Here is a 17,760-nt window from a genome sequence, read left to right on the forward strand (position 1 = left end):
TGGCTGCCGGGCGGTCCGGGTTGAGCTCGACCGACGGGCCGGCGGTGGCCGACGGCGGCGCGGACGGCGACGGCTGCTCGAGCATCTCCGGCTCCGGGTACGGCGCGGGCTCGATGCCGGCCGGGCGCTGTGCGGCGACCCCGGCGTAGCCGACCGGGTGGTCCGCCATGAGCTGGGTGAACCGGTCGAAGAGGTCCGCGGCGTCGTGCGGGCCGGCGGCGGCCTCCGGGTGGTACTGCACCGAGAACGCCGGGAAGTCGATCCCGGCCATGCCCTCGACGCAGCCGTCGTTCGGGCAGGTGTGGGTGATCGTCGCGCGGCCGTACGGGGTGTCGAACTCCTCGCCCGCCTCGCCCTCGACGGCGAAGCCGTGGTTCTGCGAGGTGATCGCGACCCGGCCGGTGGCGTGCTCGACGACCGGGATGTTGATCCCGCGGTGGCCGTAGCGGAGCTTGTACGTGGAGCGCCCCAGCGCGCGGCCGAGGAGCTGGTTGCCGAAGCAGATCCCGAACAGCGGGATCCGCCGCTCGAGCACCTGCTCGGTCAGCGCGACCGGCTCGTGGGCGGTGGCCGGGTCGCCCGGGCCGTTGGCCAGGAAGAACCCGTCCGGACGCAGCGCCTCGATCGTCTCGATCGTGCTGGACGCGGGCAGCACGTGGACCTCGATGCCGCGCGCCGCCATCATCCGCGGGGTGTTGTACTTGATCCCGACGTCGAGGGCGGCCACGACGAACCGCCGCTCCCCCACGGCGGGGACGACGTAGCTCTCGCCCGTGGTGACGGCGCCGTAGAGGTCGGCACCCTCCATCTGCGGGCTCTGCTGCACCCGTTCGACCAGCTCCTCGTCGGCGGCCAGCGCGTCGCCGGAGAAGATCCCGGCCCGCATGGCGCCCCGCTCGCGCAGGTGCCGGACCGCGGCGCGGGTGTCGATCCCCGCGACGCCGACGATCCCCTGCGTGCGCAGTGCGTCCTCCAGCGACCCGGTGGACCGCCAGTTCGACGCGCGCCGCGCCGGGTCGCGCACGACGTAGCCGGCGACCTGGATGCCGGACGACTCGTCATCCTCGCCGTTCCAGCCGGTGTTGCCGATCTGCGGCGCGGTCTGCAGCACGATCTGACGGTGGTACGACGGGTCGGTCAACGTCTCCTGGTAACCGGTCATGCCGGTGGTGAACACGGCCTCGCCGAGCGTCTGCCCGGTCGCGCCGAACGCCGCACCGCGGAAGATCCGCCCGTCCTCGAGCACCAGTAGCGCCGTCATTCCTGAACCTTCCCGTCCTGCGCGGTGATGCGGCCACGCAACACCGTGGCGACCACCGTTCCGGGCAGTCGCATTCCCTCGTACGGCGTGTTCGCCGCCTTGCTCGCCAGGTTCGTGCCCCGGACCGTCCACACCGCGTCGGGGTCGACGAGCGCGAACGTCGCCGGCTCGCCCTCCGCGACCGGACGGCCCTGGTCGGGCAGTCTCCCGATCTCCGCGGGTCGCTCCGAGAGCACCCGCGCGACGCCGTGCCAGTCCAGCAGGCCCGGCTCGACCATGGTCTCGATCAGTACCGACAACGCCGTCTGCAGGCCCAGCATGCCCGGCTTCGCGGCCTGCCACTCGGTGTCCTTGTACTGCGCGGCGTGCGGGGCGTGGTCGGTGGCGACGACGTCGATCACACCCTCGGCGAGCGCCTCGCGCATGGCGCGGGTGTCGTCGGCGGTGCGCAGCGGCGGGTTGACCTTGTTCACCGGGTCGTAGCTCGACAGCCTGCTGTCGGTGAGCAGCAGGTGGTGCGGGGTCACCTCGGCGGAGACCTGCACGCCGGCGGCCTTCGCGGTGCGAAGCACGTCGATGGTGCGGGCGGTCGAGATGTGGCAGACGTGCAGCCGGGCCCGCGCCTCGCGGGCCAGCGCGCAGTCCCGGGCGACGATCGTCTCCTCGGCGGTGGCAGGCCAGCCGGTCAGGCCCAGCCGCGCGGCGGCCGCGCCCTCGTGCGCCTGCGCGCCGCCGGTGAGCCGGTGGTCCTCGGCGTGCTGGGCGATCACCACGTCCAGCACCGATGCGTACTCCAGCGCGCGGCGCATGATCAGCGGGTCGTTCACGCACCGGCCGTCGTCGGAGAACATCCGCACGCCGGCGCGGGAGTCCGCCATGGTCCCGAGCTCGGCGAGGCGCTCCCCGCCCAGCCCGACGGTCACGGCGCCGACCGGGTGCACGTCGACCAGGCCGATCTCGGCACCGCGCCGCCACACGTGCTCGACGACGACGTCGGAGTCGGCGACCGGGTCGGTGTTCGGCATCGCGAAGATCGCGGTGAACCCGCCCAGGGCCGCGGCGCGGCTGCCCGTCTCGACCGTCTCGGACTCCTCGCCACCGGGTTCACGCAGGTGCACGTGCAGGTCGACGAAACCGGGCAGCAGGACCGCGCCCCGGGCGTCGAGCACCTCGGCGCCGTCGGGGGCCGTCAGACCGGCCGCGATGGTCGTCACGACCCCGTCGGTGACCAGGACGTCGACGGCGTCCTCGCCGTAGGGCCGGGCGTTGGTGATCAGAAGCTGGCTCACTCGGGTGCTCCTGCGAGTAGGTGGTAGAGGACGGCCATCCGGACGTGCACGCCGTTGCGCACCTGGGCGAGGACCGCGGAGTTGCCGGCGTCGGCGACCGCGGGGGCGATCTCCATGCCGCGGATCATGGGGCCGGGGTGCAGCACGACGGCGTGCTCGGGCAGCCGGGACGCGCGCTGTTCGGAGAGCCCGAACCGGACCGCGTACTCGCGCGCGGAGGGGAAGAAGCCGCCGTGCATCCGCTCGGCCTGCACGCGCAGCATCATCACCGCGTCCAGCCCGGCCAGCTCGGCGTCGAGCTCGTGCGAGACCCGGCACGGCCAGGACTCGACACCGGTGGGCAGCAGGGTCGGCGGCGCGACCAGCACGACCTCGGCGCCCAGCGTCGCGAGCAGCAGCACGTTGGAGCGCGCGACCCGCGAGTGCAGCACGTCGCCGACGATGCCGATCCGGCGCCCGGCGATCCCGCCGAGCCGGTCCCGCAGCGTGGCCGCGTCGAGCAGCGCCTGGGTGGGGTGCTCGTGGGTCCCGTCGCCCGCGTTCACGATCGCGGTCGGGGTGCCGGTGGCCTCCCGGTCGGCCTCGACCCAGTGCGCGAGCCGGTGCGCGGCCCCGGACGCCGGGTGCCGCACCACCACGCAGTCGGCGCCCATCGAGGACAGCGTCAGCGCGGTGTCGCGCAACGACTCCCCCTTGGACACCGAGGAGCCGGACGCCGAGACGTTGACCGTGTCCGCGCTCATCCACTTGCCGGCGATCTCGAACGACACCCGGGTGCGGGTGGAGTTCTCGTAGAACATCGTGATGACGGTGCGCCCACGCAGCGTCGGCAGCTTGCGGACCTCGCGGCCGAGCAGCGCCTGACGCAGCCGGTCGGACGTGTCGAGCAGCGCGGTCGCCTCGCTGGCATCGAGGTCGGCGGCCGAGAGCAGGTGTCTCACGCGGTCTCCCCCTGGGTCAGCCACACGCCGTCGCTGCCGTCGATCTCGGTGAGCGACAACAGGATCTGCTCGGAGCGCGAGGTCGGCACGTTCTTGCCCACGTAGTCCGCGCGGATCGGTAGCTCGCGGTGCCCCCGGTCGATCAGGACGGCCAACTGCACGATCCTCGGGCGGCCCTCGTCGCGCAGCGCGTCCAGCGCCGCCCGGGTGGTGCGGCCCGACATCAGGACGTCGTCGACGAGCACGACCAGCTTGTCGTCCACCCCGCCCTCCGGCACGGCGGTGGACTCCAGCGCACGGGCCGGGCCGCGGCGCAGGTCGTCGCGGTAGAGGGTGGCGTCCACGGACCCGACGGTCGGTGCGACGCCGGCGAAGTCGGTGATCGCCGCGGCCAGCCGGTGGGCCAGGTGGACACCGCGGGTCGGGACGCCGAGCAGGACGAGATCGTCGGCGGCGTCCGGGCCGAACGCGGTCTTCTCGATGATCTGGTGCGCGATGCGCGCGATGGTGCGGGTGACGTCGGCTGCCGAGAGCAGTTCCCGGCCGGGATCCTGCGCGCCTACGTCCCCGCGGCGGTTCTGCGCCACGAGGTAGCTCCTTCCCCGCCTCACCGGACGGGCTTAAAGGACGGTCTTGCACGGCCAAACTAGCAACCGGCCCGGTGTGACGAGGGCCCGGCCGCACGGCGTCACATGTGCGCTGCGCCGCTCCCCCGGCCACCCGTTCGAGGTCACGGTCCGGTCACGATGCGCATCGGTCGAACCGGCCGTGCCCGGTCGGCCGGCGTGACCCGGTTCCCCCCATCACACCCACAGGAGCGGGTGGTGCTCGCGGTCTCCACACCCTGCGCTACCGCAGACGAGGGACGCGCGACTGCCCCGTTCGTGTGGGAAAGCGCTCGTCAACCCCCCGAGCAGGGGGTCGAACTTGACCGCGTCGGACCGGACCCGGAGGATTACTCTCCGTATCAATCAGGGAACGTGCCGCAGAGCCGGGGCGCGCGCGACGGCCGGAAGCCGGACGCCGCCGCCGGGGCACCCGGCGCCGCCAACGGAGATCGGGGACCACCCACAGGGGCGACGCCACGGCCATCCGGCACACCGCCGGTGACCGACCGGCGGACTGCGGCACGGACCGTAGGAACGAGGGGATCGATGGGCGACTACGCCAAGGCGCTCGGGGGGAAGCTCCGGGCGATCAGGCAGCAGCAGGGGCTGTCGCTGCACGGCGTCGAGCAGAAGTCCGGCGGTCGCTGGAAGGCGGTCGTCGTGGGCTCCTACGAGCGCGGTGACCGGGCGGTCACCGTGCAGAAGCTGGCCGAGCTGGCCGACTTCTACGGGGTGCCGGTGGCCGAGCTGCTTCCCGAGGGGCGCATCCCGTCCGGCAGCGAGCCGGCAACCAAGATCGTGATCAACCTGGAGCGGCTGCAGCAGCTCCCCGCGGACAAGGTGGGCCCGCTGGCCCGCTACGCCGCGGCCATCCAGAGCCAGCGCGGCGACTACAACGGCAAGGTGCTGTCCATCCGTGCCGAGGACCTGCGCTCGCTCGCGATCATCTACGACATGTCGCCCGGTGAGCTCACCGACCAGCTCATCGACTGGGGCGTGCTGCCACCGGAGGCACGGCCCGGCAATCCCGTGGCATGATCGGTCGCGCCGGACGCGCCCCAGGGGAAGGGTGGCGCGCCCGGCGTCCGGAACGGGCCGGTGGTGGCCGGGATCCGCACAGTCTCCCGGCCGCCACCGGCCCGTCCGTTCGCTACAGCGTCGCGCGCAGGTGCTCGGCGATGTCCGAGATCTGCCCGAGGACCCCGTTGACGTAGCGCGGTGAGTCGTCGGTGGACAGCGTCCGCGCCAGCTCGACCGCCTCGGTGATGGCCACCGGATCGTCGACGTCGTCGACCCACAGCAGCTCGTAGACCGCGATCCGCAGCAGCCCGCGGTCCACCGCGGGCATGCGGTCGACCGACCAGCCCACGGCGTGCTCGGCGAGCAGCTGGTCGATCCGTTCACGATGGGCCGCGACACCCTCGACGAGCTTCGCCGCGTAGTCCTGCACCGGCGGGGCGTCGTCCGTCTCGCGGCGCGCGGTCAGCACCCGCAGCGGTGCCTCGTCGCGGGCCTCGGCCTCGAAGAGGATGTCCAGGGCCCGCTTGCGGGCCTTGGTACGTGCGCGCACGTCAGACCGCCTGCATCAGGAGGTACGGCCGAGGTACCGGCCGTCCCGCGTGTCGACCTTGATCTTGGTGCCGGACTCGAGGAACAGCGGCACCTGGATCTCGGCTCCGGTCTCCAGGGTCGCCGGCTTGGTGCCGCCGGTGGAGCGGTCGCCCTGCAGCCCCGGGTCGGTGTGCGAGATGACGAGCTCGACCGAGGTCGGGAGCTCGATGAACAGCGGCTCGCCCTCGTGCAGCGAGACCTGGGCGACGGCGTTCTCCAGCAGGTACTTCGCGGCGTCGCCGACGGCCTTCTCCGAGATCGGGAGTTGCTCGAAGGTGTCACCGTCCATGAACACGAAGTCGCCGCCGTCGCGGTACAGATAGGTCATGTCGCGCCGGTCGACCGTCGCGGTGTCGACCTTCGTGCCGGCGTTGAAGGTCTTGTCGACGGTCTTGCCGGACATCACGTTCTTGAGGGTGGTACGCACGAACGCACCGCCCTTGCCCGGCTTGACGTGCTGGAACGCCGTGACGGTCCACAGCTGGCCATCGATGTTCAGCACCAGGCCGTTCTTCAGGTCGTTCGTCGTCGCCACGTGCGCGCTCTCCTGCTCGGGTGTCGGGTCGTGCGGTCGGGCACCGCGCCCTTCGATGACGACGGCGCCACGGCTCGCGGAACGGGCGGCGCGTCGCGGGGACGTCCGATGCGTCGGGGCGCAAGGTTACCGGCACGCTGTCCACCTGGCGGTTCCGGGCCGCCTGCGAGGATGTCCGCATGACGGTGCGGGTGGTGGTGGCCGACGACCAGGCGGTGGTGCGGGCGGGGCTGCGGACGGTGCTGGCCGCGGCGCCGGACATCGAGGTGGTCGGCGAGGCGTCCGACGGTGGCGCCGCCGCCGAGCTGGCGGAGTCGCTGCGGCCCGACGTGGTGCTGATGGACGTCCGGATGCCCGGCACCGACGGTATCGAGGGCACCCGGCGGATCCGGGCGTTGCGCGACTCGGCGATCCGGGTGCTGGTCGTGACCACCTTCGACCTGGACCGGCACGTCTACGACGCCCTGCGTGCCGGGGCGTCCGGGTTCGTGCTGAAGGACGTCGAGCCGGAGGACCTGCAGGTCGCGGTCCGGACGGTGCACGCGGGCCACGAGCTGTTCGCGCCGTCGGTGACCCGGCGCCTGGTGGGGTCGTTCGTGCCGGCCGACCCGCAGCCGGCGCCCGGACCGGTGGGGACGCTGACCGGGCGGGAGCGGGAGGTGCTCGCCCTGGTCGCGACCGGGTTGTCCAACGCGGAGATCGCCGACCACCTGGTCCTGGGCCCGACGACGGTGAAGACGCACGTGTCGAACCTGCTCACCAAGCTGGACCTGCGCGACCGGGTGCAGCTGGTGGTGTTCGCCTACGAGCACGGGCTGGTGGGGGCGGCCGGTGCCGGCGGCTGAGCGACCGGCGCCGGTGCCGGGCTCGCGCGCCGGCGACGCGGCACTCGCCTCGGGTGTGTTCCTGATCGCGATGCTCGAGGTGGTCGGCACGGTCTTCGCGCCGGTCCCGGTGATGAACGCCCCGCTGACCGGGGCGGCCGGTCTCGCCGCCGGGATCGTCCTGGCCGGCGTCCAGGCCGCGGCGGTCATGCTGCGCCGGGGGCGGCCGCGCCTGGTGTACGCACTGATCGCGGTCGTCGCGGTCGTGGAGTTCGGGACGATCGGCGCGTTCGCGAGCTACTCCTGGCCGGTGCTGGCGTTCGCCGTCGCCCGCGCGCCCGGGCGGGCCACCGGATGGCTGGTGCTGCCGGTGCTCGGGGCGCTCGCCGGCGCCGCGGTCCTGGGTGGCGGCATGCCCGCGGATCTGGGAACCCGGCTGGGGCTCGCGACCGGGCTCGGGCTCAGCGTCAGCATGCTGGTGCTCATCGGCGCCGCCGCGGGCCGCTACACCCGCTACGGCGCCCGCCGCGCCGAGCAGCAGCGGGCGGAGACCGAGCGGGTCCGGCGGGCCGCGGCGCTGCGGACCGAGCGGTCCCGGATGGCCGAGGAGATCGGGAGCGGGGTGCTCGCCGGGCTGCGCCGGCTGGTCGGCCTCACCGCGGCAGTCGACCCGGACGGGACCGGGCCGGACGGGAACGGGCCGGACGGGAACGGGCCGGGCAGAAACGGGCCGGGCAGAAACGGGCCGGGCAGGAACGGGCCGGGCAGGAGCGCGCCGGGCGGGGCCGCGCCGGACCTGCGGGCGTTGCGCGACGAGGCGCGGACGGTGCTCGCGGCGATGCGCCGCGTGCTCGGTGTGCTGCGCGCCCCGGCCGACGACGAGCCCGCGGCGGGTGACCCGGCTACGCCATCGCCAGCGGCGCAGGGCCGCATCCCACCGCTGCCCGACCAGGCAGGCCTGGTCGCGCTCGCCGCGTTCCTGGCGGTGGCCCTGCCGCTGGCGGCGCTGCCGCAGGTGGACACCGGCGAACCACCGGTCGACCTGCTGCTGTCCCGGCTCGAGCTGCCGCTGAACTCACCGGTGGCGCTGCTCGCCGTCGCCGCCCAGTTCGCGGCGATCGCCTGGTGGCGCACCGCGCCGGTGGTGGCGATGCTGGTGTCCAGCGTCGGCCTGCTGACCGCCGCGACCCTGACGAACGGCAACCTCGTCGCCGACTGCGGCTGGCTGCTGCTGGTGTGGGGCGCCTCGTCGCGGGCACCGGCCCGGTACTCGGGTCCCGCGGTCCTGGCCGGGACGCTGCTCGCACTCGCCGGGACGCTCCGCACGACCCCGGCCGTCGTCCCGGTGGACCAGGCGATCATCGCGATCGCCTACCTGTGGGTCGTGCCGTACTGGGTCGCCGGGGTACTGGTCCGCAGGCAGCGGACCGAGGCCGAGAGGCGGCGCCGGGAACGCAACGCCGCCCACGACCGCGACGCCGTCGCCCAGGAGCGCCTGCGGGTCGCCCGGGACCTGCACGACGTCGTCGCCCACCACGTCTCCGCGATCGCGGTGCAGGCCGGGGCCGCCCGGCTGGCCCACGACCCGCAGGCGCGGGCCGAGGCACTGGCACACATCGCCGAGTCCGGCCGCCGGGTCGCCGCGGCGCTGCCCGAGCTCGCGGGCCTGACGCCCGACCCGCACGGTGTCGTCCTCGACGCCGCGGGGATCGAACACCTCGTCACCCCGTCGCGGACGGCCGGGTTGCCGGTGGGTGTCGAGGCCGTCGGGAGCCCGGCGGATCCGCCCGGCGACGCCGATCTGTTCGCCCAGCGGATCCTCACCGAGGCGCTGACCAACGTGCTGCGCCACGCCGGCCCGACACCGACCCGGGTCCGCGTCACCCACGGCCCGGCGCAGGTGTCGGTCGAGGTGCACGACGACGGCCCCGTACCCGGCCACCGGCCGGACGGTCACGGCTCGGGGCTGGGGCTTCTCGGCATGCGCGAACGGGTCTCGCTGCTGGGCGGAGAACTGCACGCCGGCACCGCCGACGGTCCGGGCTGGTCGGTCCACGCGGTGCTCCCCCGCTCCCCCGTCGTCCTCGCGGACGAGACCCGGCCGGCACCGATCTCGTCCTCCACGCCGATCCGGAACGACCCCCTCGCCACCTAACGTCGACCCCCTCGACGGCGCGGACCAGGGGGAACGATGACGGGGAACCGGACGACAGAGGCGATAGAGGCGACAGTGGCGACAGAGCCCGGTGGCGGCCGGGCGGCGGCAGGCACCGGCCCGGGCGGGCCCGCGGGCGGGACGACCCCGGGGGGTGCCGTCCCGCCCACGCCGCCGCCCGGCACCGGGCGGCCGGGGCGCCCGTCGGTCGGCTGGACCGAGCTGCTGGTCGCGGTCCCGATCTACCTGGTGCTGACCGCGGCAGCGGGGTTCACGCTGATCCTCGTCGCCGGGATGGACGCCCTGGAGACCGCGGCCGTGCCGCTGCTCGCGCTCACCGGGGTCGCCACGCTGCTGACCGCGTTCGCCGTGCTGGCCCTGCGGGTGCGGTGGCTGCCGGCGATCGGGCTGCGCCGCACGACGTTGCGCTGGCTGCTCATCGGTGCGGCGGCCGGCCTCGTGACCCGGGTCCTCGCGTTCGGGGTCGGCTGGACCTACCAGCAGATCACCGGTGACCTGTCGAACCCGCAGGCATTCCTCGGCAACGCGCTCGCCGGCGACGACCCGCTGATGCTCGCCGGGATCCTGCTCACCGGTGCGCTGCTCGTCCCGTTCGCCGAGGAACTGCTGTTCCGCGGCATCGGCTACGGCGCGCTGCGCCGCTACGGGGTGTGGGTCGCCGCCCCGGCGAGCGCGGCGATCTTCGCGCTCGCGCACGGCGTGAACATCATCCTGGTGATCGCGTTCGTACTCGGTGTGGTCTGCGCACTGCTCTACGAGCGGTCCCGCTCGGTCTGGCCCGCGGTGCTCACGCACGTCGTGTTCAACGCGTCCGGCTTCCTGATCGCCACCCTGTTCCTCTGAGCCGAGAGACCCGATCATGACACTCGAGATCGACGCGCTGTCCAAGCGCTACGGGGAGACGATCGCACTCGACGGTGTCTCCTTCGACGTACGCCCCGGTGAGATCCTCGGTTTCGTCGGCTCCAACGGCGCCGGCAAGACGACGACCATGCGCATCACGCTCGGCGTGCTCGCCGCCGATGCCGGCCAGGTCCGGCTCGACGGCCGCCCGGTCGACCTGGACGTCCGCCGCACGATCGGTTACATGCCCGAGGAGCGCGGCCTGTATCCGAAGATGAAGGTCGGCGAGCAGCTCACCTACCTGGCCGAGCTGCACGGGATGGGGCGGGCCGACGCCCGCCGGGCGAGCGTCCACTGGGCCGAGCGCCTCGGCATCTCCGCGCGCCTGACCAGCACGGTGGACGCGCTGAGCCTGGGCAACCAGCAACGTGTCCAGCTGGCGGCGGCGCTGGTGCACGACCCGGCCGTGCTGGTCCTCGACGAACCGTTCTCCGGGCTCGACCCGGTCGCCGTCGACGTGATGAGCGAGGTGCTGCGGGAGAAGGCCCGCGCCGGGGTCCCGGTCCTGTTCTCCAGCCACCAGCTCGATCTCGTGCAGCGGCTGTGCGACCGCGTCGGGATCATCGTGGCGGGCCGGATGCGGACCGTCGGCACGGTCGCCGAGGTGCGCCGCGGCGCAGGCGTCCGGCTCGAGGTGCACGCCCCGGGCGCGGCCCGCGGCTGGGCCGACGGCCTGCCCGGGGTCACCGTCGAGGGCGCGGCCGACGGCCGGACCACCCTGCTGCTCGACCGGCACGCGGACGACCAGGGCGTCCTGGCCGCCGCGCTCGCCACCGGACCGGTGCACGGCTTCACCGTCCGGACGCCGTCGCTGACCGATCTCTACCGGGAGGTCGTGGCGTGACGCGCCCGCTGCCCGCGCACCGGGCGATCGCGCTGGTCGCCCGGCGCGAGTTCCGCGCCCAGGTCGTGAAGAAGAGCTTCGTGATCAGCAACGCGATCGTGCTGCTGGTCATCGCCGGTGGCATCGTCGCCTTCTCGCTGTTCGGCGGGTCCGGCGACGACCGCCCCACCGTCGGTGTCGCCGGAGCCCCGGACCTCGCGGCCGCGATCAGCGAGGCCGGTGACCGGTCCGGCCTGCCGGTGGACGTGCGGCCGATCGACTCCGCCGGCTCCGGGCGGGAGGCCGTGCTGGCGGGCGACCTCGACGTCGCGGTCCTCCCGGCGGCCGACGGCGCCGTCGCGATCGTCGACGAGGAGGTCCCGGGCCCGGTCCGCGCGGTGCTCGACGCCGCGCTGGAACGCCAGGCCCGCGACGCCGCGCTCACCGGGCTCGGCGTCGACCCGGCGGATCTGGACCGCAGCACCGCACCGACCCTGCTCACCGTCGACGCGCTGGACCCACCCGACCCGGAGGCCGGGCAGCGGACCGCGCTGAGCCTCGTCGCGCTGTTCCTGCTGTTCGGGCAGATACTCGGCTTCGGCACCTACGTGGCGATGGGCGTGGTCGAGGAGAAGTCCAGCCGCGTCGTGGAGCTGCTGCTGTCGACGATCCGGCCGTTGCACCTGCTGTGGGGCAAGATCGTCGGCATCGGTGCGGTCGGGCTGCTGCAGCTCGCGCTCTACGGCGTCGTCGGGCTGACCGCCGGGATCGGCACCGGGGTACTCACCCTCACCACCACCGCGGTCGGGGTGTTCGCGAGCGTGCTCGGCTGGTTCGTGCTCGGGTTCGCCTTCTACTCGGTGCTGTACGCGGCCGCGGGCTCGATGGTGTCGCGCCAGGAGGACATCAACACCACGACCGGGCCGCTGATGCTGAGCCTGTTCCTGCTCTACGGGGCGGCCTTCTACTACGTCGGTTCGCCGGACGCGACGCTGGTGACGGTGCTGTCCTGGATCCCGCCGTTCTCGGCGATCCTGATGCCGCTGCGGATCGCCGACGGATCGGCGACCGTCGTCCAGATCGTCGCGACGATCGGGCTGATGCTCGCCGCCGTGGCGGCGCTGGCGTGGCTGGGCGCCCGGATCTACCACCGCTCCGTCCTGCGGATCGGATCGACCGTCCCCTGGCGGGAGGCACTCGGCCGACGCTGAGCGGTCAGACCTCGATCAGCTCCCGCGGCAGGGTCGTCAGCGGCACCGCCGGGCCGTCCGGGACCACGTGCAGGGTGTCCTCGATCCGTACCCCACCGCGTCCCTGCAGGTAGACGCCCGGTTCCACGGTGACGACCTGCCCGGCGGCGATCGACCCGGTGCCCGAGCGCCCCAGCCACGGCGCCTCGTGCACCGCCAGCCCGACACCGTGCCCGAGGCCGTGCGGGAACTGCTCGCCGAACCCGGCCTGCTCGATCACCTCACGGGCGGCACCATCGACACCGGGGACGGCGGCGCCGTCGGCCAGCGCCGTCCGGCCGGCCGCGGCGGCGGCATCGACCAGCGCGTGCAGCTCGCGCTGCCAGTCCGCGGCCGGGCCGAGACAGAACGTCCGGGTGGTGTCGGAGTGGTAGCCGTCCAGCGTCGCCCCGAAGTCGATCTTCACGAGGTCGCCGCGGCGCAGTACGGCTTCGGTCGGCCGGTGGTGCGGGACGGCCGAGTGCTCCCCCGCGGCCAGGATCGTCTCGAACGACGGCCCCACGGCTCCCAGCCGTCGCATCCGGTCGTCCAGGTCCAGTGCGACCTCCCGCTCGGTGCGGCCCGGGACCAGCCCGCCGGCGTCGAGCAGCTCGCCCAGCGCGGTGTCGGCCAGCTCGCAGGCGGCCCGGATCGCGGCGACCTCACCGGCGTCCTTCCTCGTCCGCAGCCGGGTGACCAGTCCGGGGGCCCGTCGCAGCCTGCGGCCGGGGACGGCGTCGCGGATCGCGGCGAGCCCGTCCACTGTCAGCGTCGCCGAGTCGTAGCCCAACGCCCGCCCCGGCGGGACCGACGCCGCGGCGGCCGGGGCGCTCGGCCGGTCGATCACCGTCTGCAGGTCCGGACACTGCTCGGCGGCCTGGATCCGGTAGCGGCCGTCGGTGCAGAGCAGGTCCGTCGCGCCGGTACCGACGACGACGGCGGCGTTGGAGCCGGTGAAACCGGTGAGGTAGCGGACGTCGAGCAGGTCGGTGACCAGCAGGGCGTCCAGGCCCGCGGGGATGAGGAGATCGCGCAGGGCGTCCCGGCGGTCGGGGTGGGGCATGCGTGCGAGCCTATGTCCTAGGGTCACCGCATGGGCCTGTACTTCCGCCAGCTGCTCTCCGGCCAGGACTACGCCGTCGGCGACCCGGTGGCCACCCAGATGGTCAACTTCTCCTACCTCATCGGGGACACCGCGACCCGGGAGGCGGTCGTCGTCGATCCCGCCTACTCCCCCGACGAGCTGCTGGCCACCCTCGACGCGGACGGCATGCGCCTGACCGGTGTGCTGGCCACCCACCACCACCCCGACCACGTCGGCGGCTCGATGATGGGCTTCGACCTGGTCGGCGTCGCGGACCTGATCGGGCGGCACCCGGTCCCGATCCACGTGCAGCGGTCCGAGGCCGACTACGTGACCCGGGTGACCGGGCTGTCCGCGACCGACCTGACCCCGCACGACCACGACGACGTGATCGAGGTCGGCGACGTCGCGATCCGGCTGCTGCACACCCCCGGCCACACCCCGGGCAGCCAGTGTTTCCTGGTGCCGGACCCGGACGGCGGCGACAAGCTCGTCGCGGGCGACACGCTGTTCCTGCAGGGCTGCGGGCGCACCGACTTCCCCGGCGGTGACGCCGCGCAGATGTATCACTCGCTCCAGCAGCTCGCGTCGCTCAAGGGCAACCCGACGGTCTACCCGGGGCACCGCTACTCCGACGCGCCCAGCGCACCGCTGACGGACGTGCAGCGCACCAACATGGTCTACCGGGCGTCCTCGGCGGAACAGTTCGTGGCGGCGTTCGGCTCCTGAGTCCGCATCCCGATGCCGGGGCCGCGCGCCGTCGTCCTCGTCGAGGGGGCCAGTGACGCCGCCGCGATCGAGACCCTGGCCCGGCGGCGCGGTGAGCCGCCCGACGACGTGAAGATCGTCGCGCTGCACGGCTACACCAACCTGCCGTCCGCGCTGCGTACACTCGGCCCGGCGGCACCGCAGCGGATCGCGGTGCTGTGCGACGCGGGGGCCGAGGCCTACGCCCGCCGGGCCCTCGGTCCGGCGGGGACCTGCCGGGTCTGCCACGCCGATCTGGAGGACGAGCTCATCCGCGCGCTCGGCGCCGATCGGGTGCGCGACGTCGTCGAGGCCCAGGGCGAGCTGGCCGGCCTGCGGGCCCTGGAACGCCAACCCGCGCAACGCGACCGCACTCCGGAGCAGCTGCTGCACCGGTTCCTCGGCGTCCGGTCCGGGCGCAAGGCCCGCTACGGCGGAGCGCTCGCCGCGGCACTCGATCTCGACGCACTACCGGACCCGTTGCGTCTGGTCCTCGACGACGTCGGGCTCTGAGACCGCGGTGTGCCCGTCCCCGGTTCCGTCGGTGGCGATCCAGGCGGCGAGCACGACGACGATCCGCGACAGCGCGAACAGGAAGAACAGCATCGCGAGCACCGCACCGAACACGGCCCCGCCCGTCGTGTCCGCGACGGCGCCGACGGTCAGCGCCGTCCCCAGCTTGAGCAGCTCCAGCGCCACCACCCCCATGCCGGCGGGTACCGCCACCCGGCCGAACGGGACCGGCACCCGGGGGAGCCGGGCGAGCACGAAGCACAGCACGACCCAGTCGACGACCAGGACCACCGCGGCACCGACGGCCCGCAGCGCGATCCGGCCGCCGAGGGCGTCGCGCAGGCCGAGCAGCTCCAGGGTGAGGCCGGCGAGCCCCGTCACCGCGACGGTCACCGCCAGCGAGCCCAGCACGGCCACGCCCAGGACACCCAGTGCCCACAGGTCCCACAGGAACCGGCGCGGCGAGGACATCTTCGCCGGCGGCAACAGGTACTGGGCGGACAGCGCCTCCCGCAGGTACGCCGTCCAGGTCGCGCCCGCCCACAACACGCCGATCGCGCCGATGCCGACCAGCGAGCCGCCGTGCGACACGACCGTGTCGAGCACCGGACCGGCGACGGACACGAGCCCCGCGGGCACCAGCGTCTCCACCGCGAGGACCAGATCCTGCTGCGTGGCCGACCGCCAGAACACGAGGAGCCCGAGCGCGGCGAACACGACCATCAGCAGCGGGACGGACGCGATCACCGTGTAGAACGCGACGGCGGCGGAGAGATGGTTGCCGCGGGCCGTCCGGTAGCGCTCGGCGGCCCGCCGGATCCGGGCGAGCCGGGGGTCCTCGGGCAGCTCGCGCAGCCGCCGCACCCCGTCCCGGATGTCGTCGCGCACCGGGGCACCCTCCCCGATTCCGCCGGTCGAGGCCGTCGGCCTCTGGTCCGGACGACCGTACCCCGGTATGTCTTCCTCGTGTCACACACCACATCCGGCGCCGCGTCGCCGGCTCCGCCCCGGGCGACCGTCCTGCTCCTCGGAGCGGCCGCGGCCGTCGTCGTCTCGGCCGGGTTGTACGCCGCCGCCTGGCTGGCCGGGCCGGTGTTCCTCGCCCTGACGATCGTGATCGTCGTGCATCCGCTGCACGGGCGGCTGCGGCGCGCCGGGGTGCCCGGATGGCTGGCGACGACGCTGCTGCTCCTGGCGATACACGGCCTGCTGCTGGTGCTGTCCGCGGTGCTGGTGGTGTCGGTCGCCCGGCTGGTGACGGTGCTGCCGGCCTACGCCGCCGAGGCGAACCAGCTGGTGGGCGGCCTGACCGCCCGGGCAGCCGAGTTCGGGGTGGGCGTCGATCAGCTGCGGGCGATGACGGCGTCGATGGACGCCCGCCGGATCACGACGCTCGCGGCCGGGCTGCTGCTCCAGGTCGCCGGGCTGGCCGGGAACCTGATCTTCCTGTTCTCGCTGCTGCTGTTCCTCGGCATCGAGTCGACCGCGGCGACGGCGCGGCTCGACGCCGTCGCCGCCGCCCGCCCGGCCATCGCCGACGCGCTGCGCCGGTTCGCCCACGGAACCCGGCGCTTCCTCGTGGTCACCACGGTGGTCGGCCTGGTCACGGGCGTGATCGACGCCGTCGTGCTGACCGCGCTCGGGGTGCCGCTGGCCGTGCTCTGGGGACTGTTGGTGTTCATCACGAACTACATCCCCTACATCGGGTTCTGGATCGGGTTCGTCCCGCCGGTGCTGCTCGCGCTGCTCGCCGGTGGGCCGGGACAGGCCGCGGCCGTGTCCGTCGTGTTCATCGTGGTCAACTTCGTGCTGACGTCACTGGTGCAGCCCAAGTTCGTCGGGAACGCGGTGGGGCTGTCGGTCTCGGTGACGCTCGTGGCGTTGGTGTTCTGGGCCTGGCTGCTCGGCCCGCTCGGCGCGGTACTGGCGGTGCCGCTGACGTTGCTGGTCAAGCAGCTGCTGGTGGACGCCGACCCGCGCACGCGGTGGCTCGACGCGCTGCTGGGTACGACGCCGGCCCCGGCCGCCCCCGCGAGCACCGCGCCGGCCGGTACGAACGGGGCCGAAGGTTCGGGTGCGAGCGGGACCTTGGACCCGGTCCACGCCGTGCCGGCAGCGGCACCATCTACCTCGACGACGTCCGATCCGGTCGCCACCGGGCTGGTGACGGCCACCGGGACCGTGACGCACGCCGATCCTGACGATCCTCAGAGGACGGAACACGGACATGGTCGACACGAGTGACGGGACCGGCCGCGAAACGACGGCCACGGCCACCGACGGTGCGGTCTCGCGACGGGTGCGCGCGCTCGTCGTGCTGCGCGGCGTGCTGGTGCTGGCGTTCGGGCTCGCGGTGCTGCTGACGCCGGGCCTGGCGGTGCTGGCGCTCATCTACGTGTTCGCGGCGTACGCGCTGGTCGACGGCATCGCCGCGATCGTGCTCGGCATCCGGCACCGCGCGGAACGGCCGGGCTGGGGCTGGGCGATCGCCCAGGGTGTGATCTCGGTGATCGCCGGTGTGGTCGCGTTCACGCTGCCCGCGTCGGCGGCGCTGGCGTTGCTGTTCGTGATCGCGTTCTGGGCGATCCTGGCCGGTGTGGTCACCGCGATCTCGGCGAACGAGGTCCGCAAGCACGACGGGCCGTGGGGCTGGATCGCCGTCCGGGCGGCGCTCGACGTGGCCTTCGGTGTGCTGCTGCTGGTGTGGCCCGCCTCCGGCATCCTCGCGATGCTGTGGCTGGTCGGCGGGTTCGCGATCGTCACCGGCGTCGTGCTGATCGCCCAGGCGTTCCGGTCGCAGACGCAGCCGGCGGTCGGCTGAGCAGGGTGTGATGTCTCAGGACATGGGTGGCAGTTCTGCATCAGGACACCGCTGACGGTTGGTGCGTCAGGACTGTGGTGACGCACCCGGGGTCTTCGGGCGGGTTCCGCGGGGTCGCCCGTAGCCGATGCAGGGAGCGGATCTGCCGTGCTCGGCGAGGATCTCGCCTTCGAGGTCGGTGATGGTGATCTTGTCGCCGGTGTGGTTGCCGTCGCTGTCGATGAGGGCCTGTCGGAGCGCGTGGTCGACATCGATCTCGTAGGACACCTTGTCTACGTGGAGGGTCCACAGTGTCACCGATGTCGTGACACAGACTCGTCACCGATGTCCTGAGACATCACAACGACCGCTCGGCGCTTCCCGTCAGCCGCTCGAACAATTATTCGACGAATGCT

General features: G+C 73.5%; 18 protein-coding genes and 1 pseudogene. 10 read left to right on the forward strand and 9 right to left on the reverse strand.

Features of this window, described 5'->3' with window-relative positions; all coding sequences use genetic code 11:
• Positions 1-166: 166 nt before the first annotated feature.
• From carA to pyrR, 4 genes and pseudogenes are all read right to left on the reverse strand, one after another.
• A pseudogene (carA, locus tag JOF36_RS21630) lies at positions 167-1,261 on the reverse strand (glutamine-hydrolyzing carbamoyl-phosphate synthase small subunit); the annotation flags it as partial.
• Positions 1,258-2,550 carry a dihydroorotase gene (locus JOF36_RS21635; protein ID WP_210030156.1) on the reverse strand — a complete coding sequence of 431 codons (1,293 nt, stop codon included), beginning with the start codon at positions 2,548-2,550 and terminating at the stop codon, positions 1,258-1,260. The gene JOF36_RS21635 and the pseudogene carA, both read right to left, overlap by 4 nt.
• Positions 2,547-3,491, reverse strand: a complete 945-nt coding sequence (locus JOF36_RS21640) for an aspartate carbamoyltransferase catalytic subunit (protein WP_210030157.1) — start codon at positions 3,489-3,491, stop codon at positions 2,547-2,549. The genes JOF36_RS21635 and JOF36_RS21640 overlap by 4 nt, the downstream gene beginning before the upstream one ends.
• Positions 3,488-4,078 (reverse strand): bifunctional pyr operon transcriptional regulator/uracil phosphoribosyltransferase PyrR, encoded by a 591-nt coding sequence (pyrR, locus tag JOF36_RS21645; protein ID WP_210030158.1) that lies wholly within the window; start codon positions 4,076-4,078, stop codon positions 3,488-3,490. The genes JOF36_RS21640 and pyrR overlap by 4 nt, the downstream gene beginning before the upstream one ends.
• A 567-nt stretch (positions 4,079-4,645) precedes the next feature.
• Here pyrR and bldD point away from each other — a divergent pair.
• Complete coding sequence (gene bldD, locus JOF36_RS21650; RefSeq protein WP_210030159.1) at positions 4,646-5,137, forward strand: transcriptional regulator BldD; 492 nt, start codon at positions 4,646-4,648, stop codon at positions 5,135-5,137.
• 112 nt (positions 5,138-5,249) lie between these two features.
• Here the strand turns inward: bldD and nusB are convergent, their stop codons facing one another.
• Both nusB and efp read right to left on the reverse strand, forming a co-directional pair.
• Positions 5,250-5,669, reverse strand: coding sequence for a transcription antitermination factor NusB (gene nusB / locus JOF36_RS21655; RefSeq protein ID WP_210030160.1), 420 nt, complete (start codon positions 5,667-5,669; stop codon positions 5,250-5,252).
• A 15-nt stretch (positions 5,670-5,684) separates the two neighbouring features.
• Complete coding sequence (gene efp / locus JOF36_RS21660; RefSeq protein ID WP_210030161.1) at positions 5,685-6,245, reverse strand: elongation factor P; 561 nt, start codon at positions 6,243-6,245, stop codon at positions 5,685-5,687.
• Positions 6,246-6,424: 179 nt separating this feature from the next.
• Between efp and JOF36_RS21665 the strand changes: the two genes are divergently transcribed.
• From JOF36_RS21665 to JOF36_RS21685, 5 genes are all read left to right on the forward strand, one after another.
• Entirely contained in the window at positions 6,425-7,090 is a 666-nt protein-coding gene (locus JOF36_RS21665; protein WP_210030162.1) for a response regulator, read from the forward strand.
• A 13-nt stretch (positions 7,091-7,103) separates the two neighbouring features.
• Positions 7,104-9,224 carry a sensor histidine kinase gene (locus JOF36_RS41005; protein WP_210030168.1) on the forward strand — a complete coding sequence of 707 codons (2,121 nt, stop codon included), beginning with the start codon at positions 7,104-7,106 and terminating at the stop codon, positions 9,222-9,224.
• Positions 9,225-9,299: 75 nt separating this feature from the next.
• Complete coding sequence (locus tag JOF36_RS41010) at positions 9,300-10,088, forward strand: CPBP family intramembrane glutamic endopeptidase (protein WP_210030170.1); 789 nt, start codon at positions 9,300-9,302, stop codon at positions 10,086-10,088.
• A gap of 16 nt (positions 10,089-10,104) precedes the next feature.
• The gene (locus JOF36_RS21680) at positions 10,105-10,992 is read left to right on the forward strand and encodes an ABC transporter ATP-binding protein (RefSeq protein WP_210030178.1); all 888 of its coding nucleotides are present in this window, start codon (positions 10,105-10,107) and stop codon (positions 10,990-10,992) included.
• Positions 10,989-12,182: an ABC transporter permease gene (locus tag JOF36_RS21685; RefSeq protein ID WP_210030180.1), complete on the forward strand. Its 1,194-nt coding sequence runs from the start codon at positions 10,989-10,991 to the stop codon at positions 12,180-12,182. The genes JOF36_RS21680 and JOF36_RS21685 overlap by 4 nt, the downstream gene beginning before the upstream one ends.
• Positions 12,183-12,186: 4 nt before the next feature.
• Here the strand turns inward: JOF36_RS21685 and JOF36_RS21690 are convergent, their stop codons facing one another.
• Complete coding sequence (locus tag JOF36_RS21690) at positions 12,187-13,263, reverse strand: M24 family metallopeptidase (protein ID WP_210030187.1); 1,077 nt, start codon at positions 13,261-13,263, stop codon at positions 12,187-12,189.
• A 30-nt stretch (positions 13,264-13,293) separates the two neighbouring features.
• Between JOF36_RS21690 and JOF36_RS21695 the strand changes: the two genes are divergently transcribed.
• Both JOF36_RS21695 and JOF36_RS21700 read left to right on the forward strand, forming a co-directional pair.
• On the forward strand, positions 13,294-14,013 hold the full coding sequence (locus tag JOF36_RS21695) for an MBL fold metallo-hydrolase (RefSeq protein ID WP_210030189.1): 720 nt from the start codon (positions 13,294-13,296) through the stop codon (positions 14,011-14,013).
• Positions 14,014-14,025: 12 nt separating this feature from the next.
• Complete coding sequence (locus JOF36_RS21700; protein ID WP_210030191.1) at positions 14,026-14,544, forward strand: ATP-dependent endonuclease; 519 nt, start codon at positions 14,026-14,028, stop codon at positions 14,542-14,544.
• Here the strand turns inward: JOF36_RS21700 and JOF36_RS21705 are convergent.
• The gene (locus JOF36_RS21705; RefSeq protein ID WP_210030193.1) at positions 14,500-15,432 is read right to left on the reverse strand and encodes a YihY/virulence factor BrkB family protein; all 933 of its coding nucleotides are present in this window, start codon (positions 15,430-15,432) and stop codon (positions 14,500-14,502) included. The two genes, JOF36_RS21700 and JOF36_RS21705, sit on opposite strands and share 45 nt — an antisense overlap.
• Positions 15,433-15,510: 78 nt before the next feature.
• Between JOF36_RS21705 and JOF36_RS21710 the strand changes: the two genes are divergently transcribed.
• Positions 15,511-16,788: an AI-2E family transporter gene (locus JOF36_RS21710; protein ID WP_307862514.1), complete on the forward strand. Its 1,278-nt coding sequence runs from the start codon at positions 15,511-15,513 to the stop codon at positions 16,786-16,788.
• Positions 16,772-17,365 (forward strand): HdeD family acid-resistance protein, encoded by a 594-nt coding sequence (locus tag JOF36_RS21715; protein ID WP_210030202.1) that lies wholly within the window; start codon positions 16,772-16,774, stop codon positions 17,363-17,365. The genes JOF36_RS21710 and JOF36_RS21715 overlap by 17 nt, the downstream gene beginning before the upstream one ends.
• Positions 17,366-17,431: 66 nt before the next feature.
• Here the strand turns inward: JOF36_RS21715 and JOF36_RS21720 are convergent, their stop codons facing one another.
• On the reverse strand, positions 17,432-17,662 hold the full coding sequence (locus JOF36_RS21720; RefSeq protein ID WP_210030204.1) for a hypothetical protein: 231 nt from the start codon (positions 17,660-17,662) through the stop codon (positions 17,432-17,434).
• Between the last annotated feature and the right edge of the window lie 98 nt (positions 17,663-17,760).

The organism is Pseudonocardia parietis (assembly GCF_017876315.1).
GTDB lineage: Bacteria > Actinomycetota > Actinomycetes > Mycobacteriales > Pseudonocardiaceae > Pseudonocardia > Pseudonocardia parietis.

What these genes read in the sequence shown, in the direction of transcription:
- JOF36_RS21690 (WP_210030187.1), bottom strand. Translation starts at nt 13,263, where the DNA reads ATGCCCCACCCCGACCGCCGGGACGCCCTGCGCGATCTCCTCATCCCC.
- bldD (WP_210030159.1), top strand. Translation starts at nt 4,646, where the DNA reads ATGGGCGACTACGCCAAGGCGCTCGGGGGGAAGCTCCGGGCGATCAGG.
- JOF36_RS21680 (WP_210030178.1), top strand. Translation starts at nt 10,105, where the DNA reads ATGACACTCGAGATCGACGCGCTGTCCAAGCGCTACGGGGAGACGATC.
- JOF36_RS21700 (WP_210030191.1), top strand. Translation starts at nt 14,026, where the DNA reads ATGCCGGGGCCGCGCGCCGTCGTCCTCGTCGAGGGGGCCAGTGACGCC.
- JOF36_RS21665 (WP_210030162.1), top strand. Translation starts at nt 6,425, where the DNA reads ATGACGGTGCGGGTGGTGGTGGCCGACGACCAGGCGGTGGTGCGGGCG.
- JOF36_RS21715 (WP_210030202.1), top strand. Translation starts at nt 16,772, where the DNA reads ATGGTCGACACGAGTGACGGGACCGGCCGCGAAACGACGGCCACGGCC.
- JOF36_RS21695 (WP_210030189.1), top strand. Translation starts at nt 13,294, where the DNA reads ATGGGCCTGTACTTCCGCCAGCTGCTCTCCGGCCAGGACTACGCCGTC.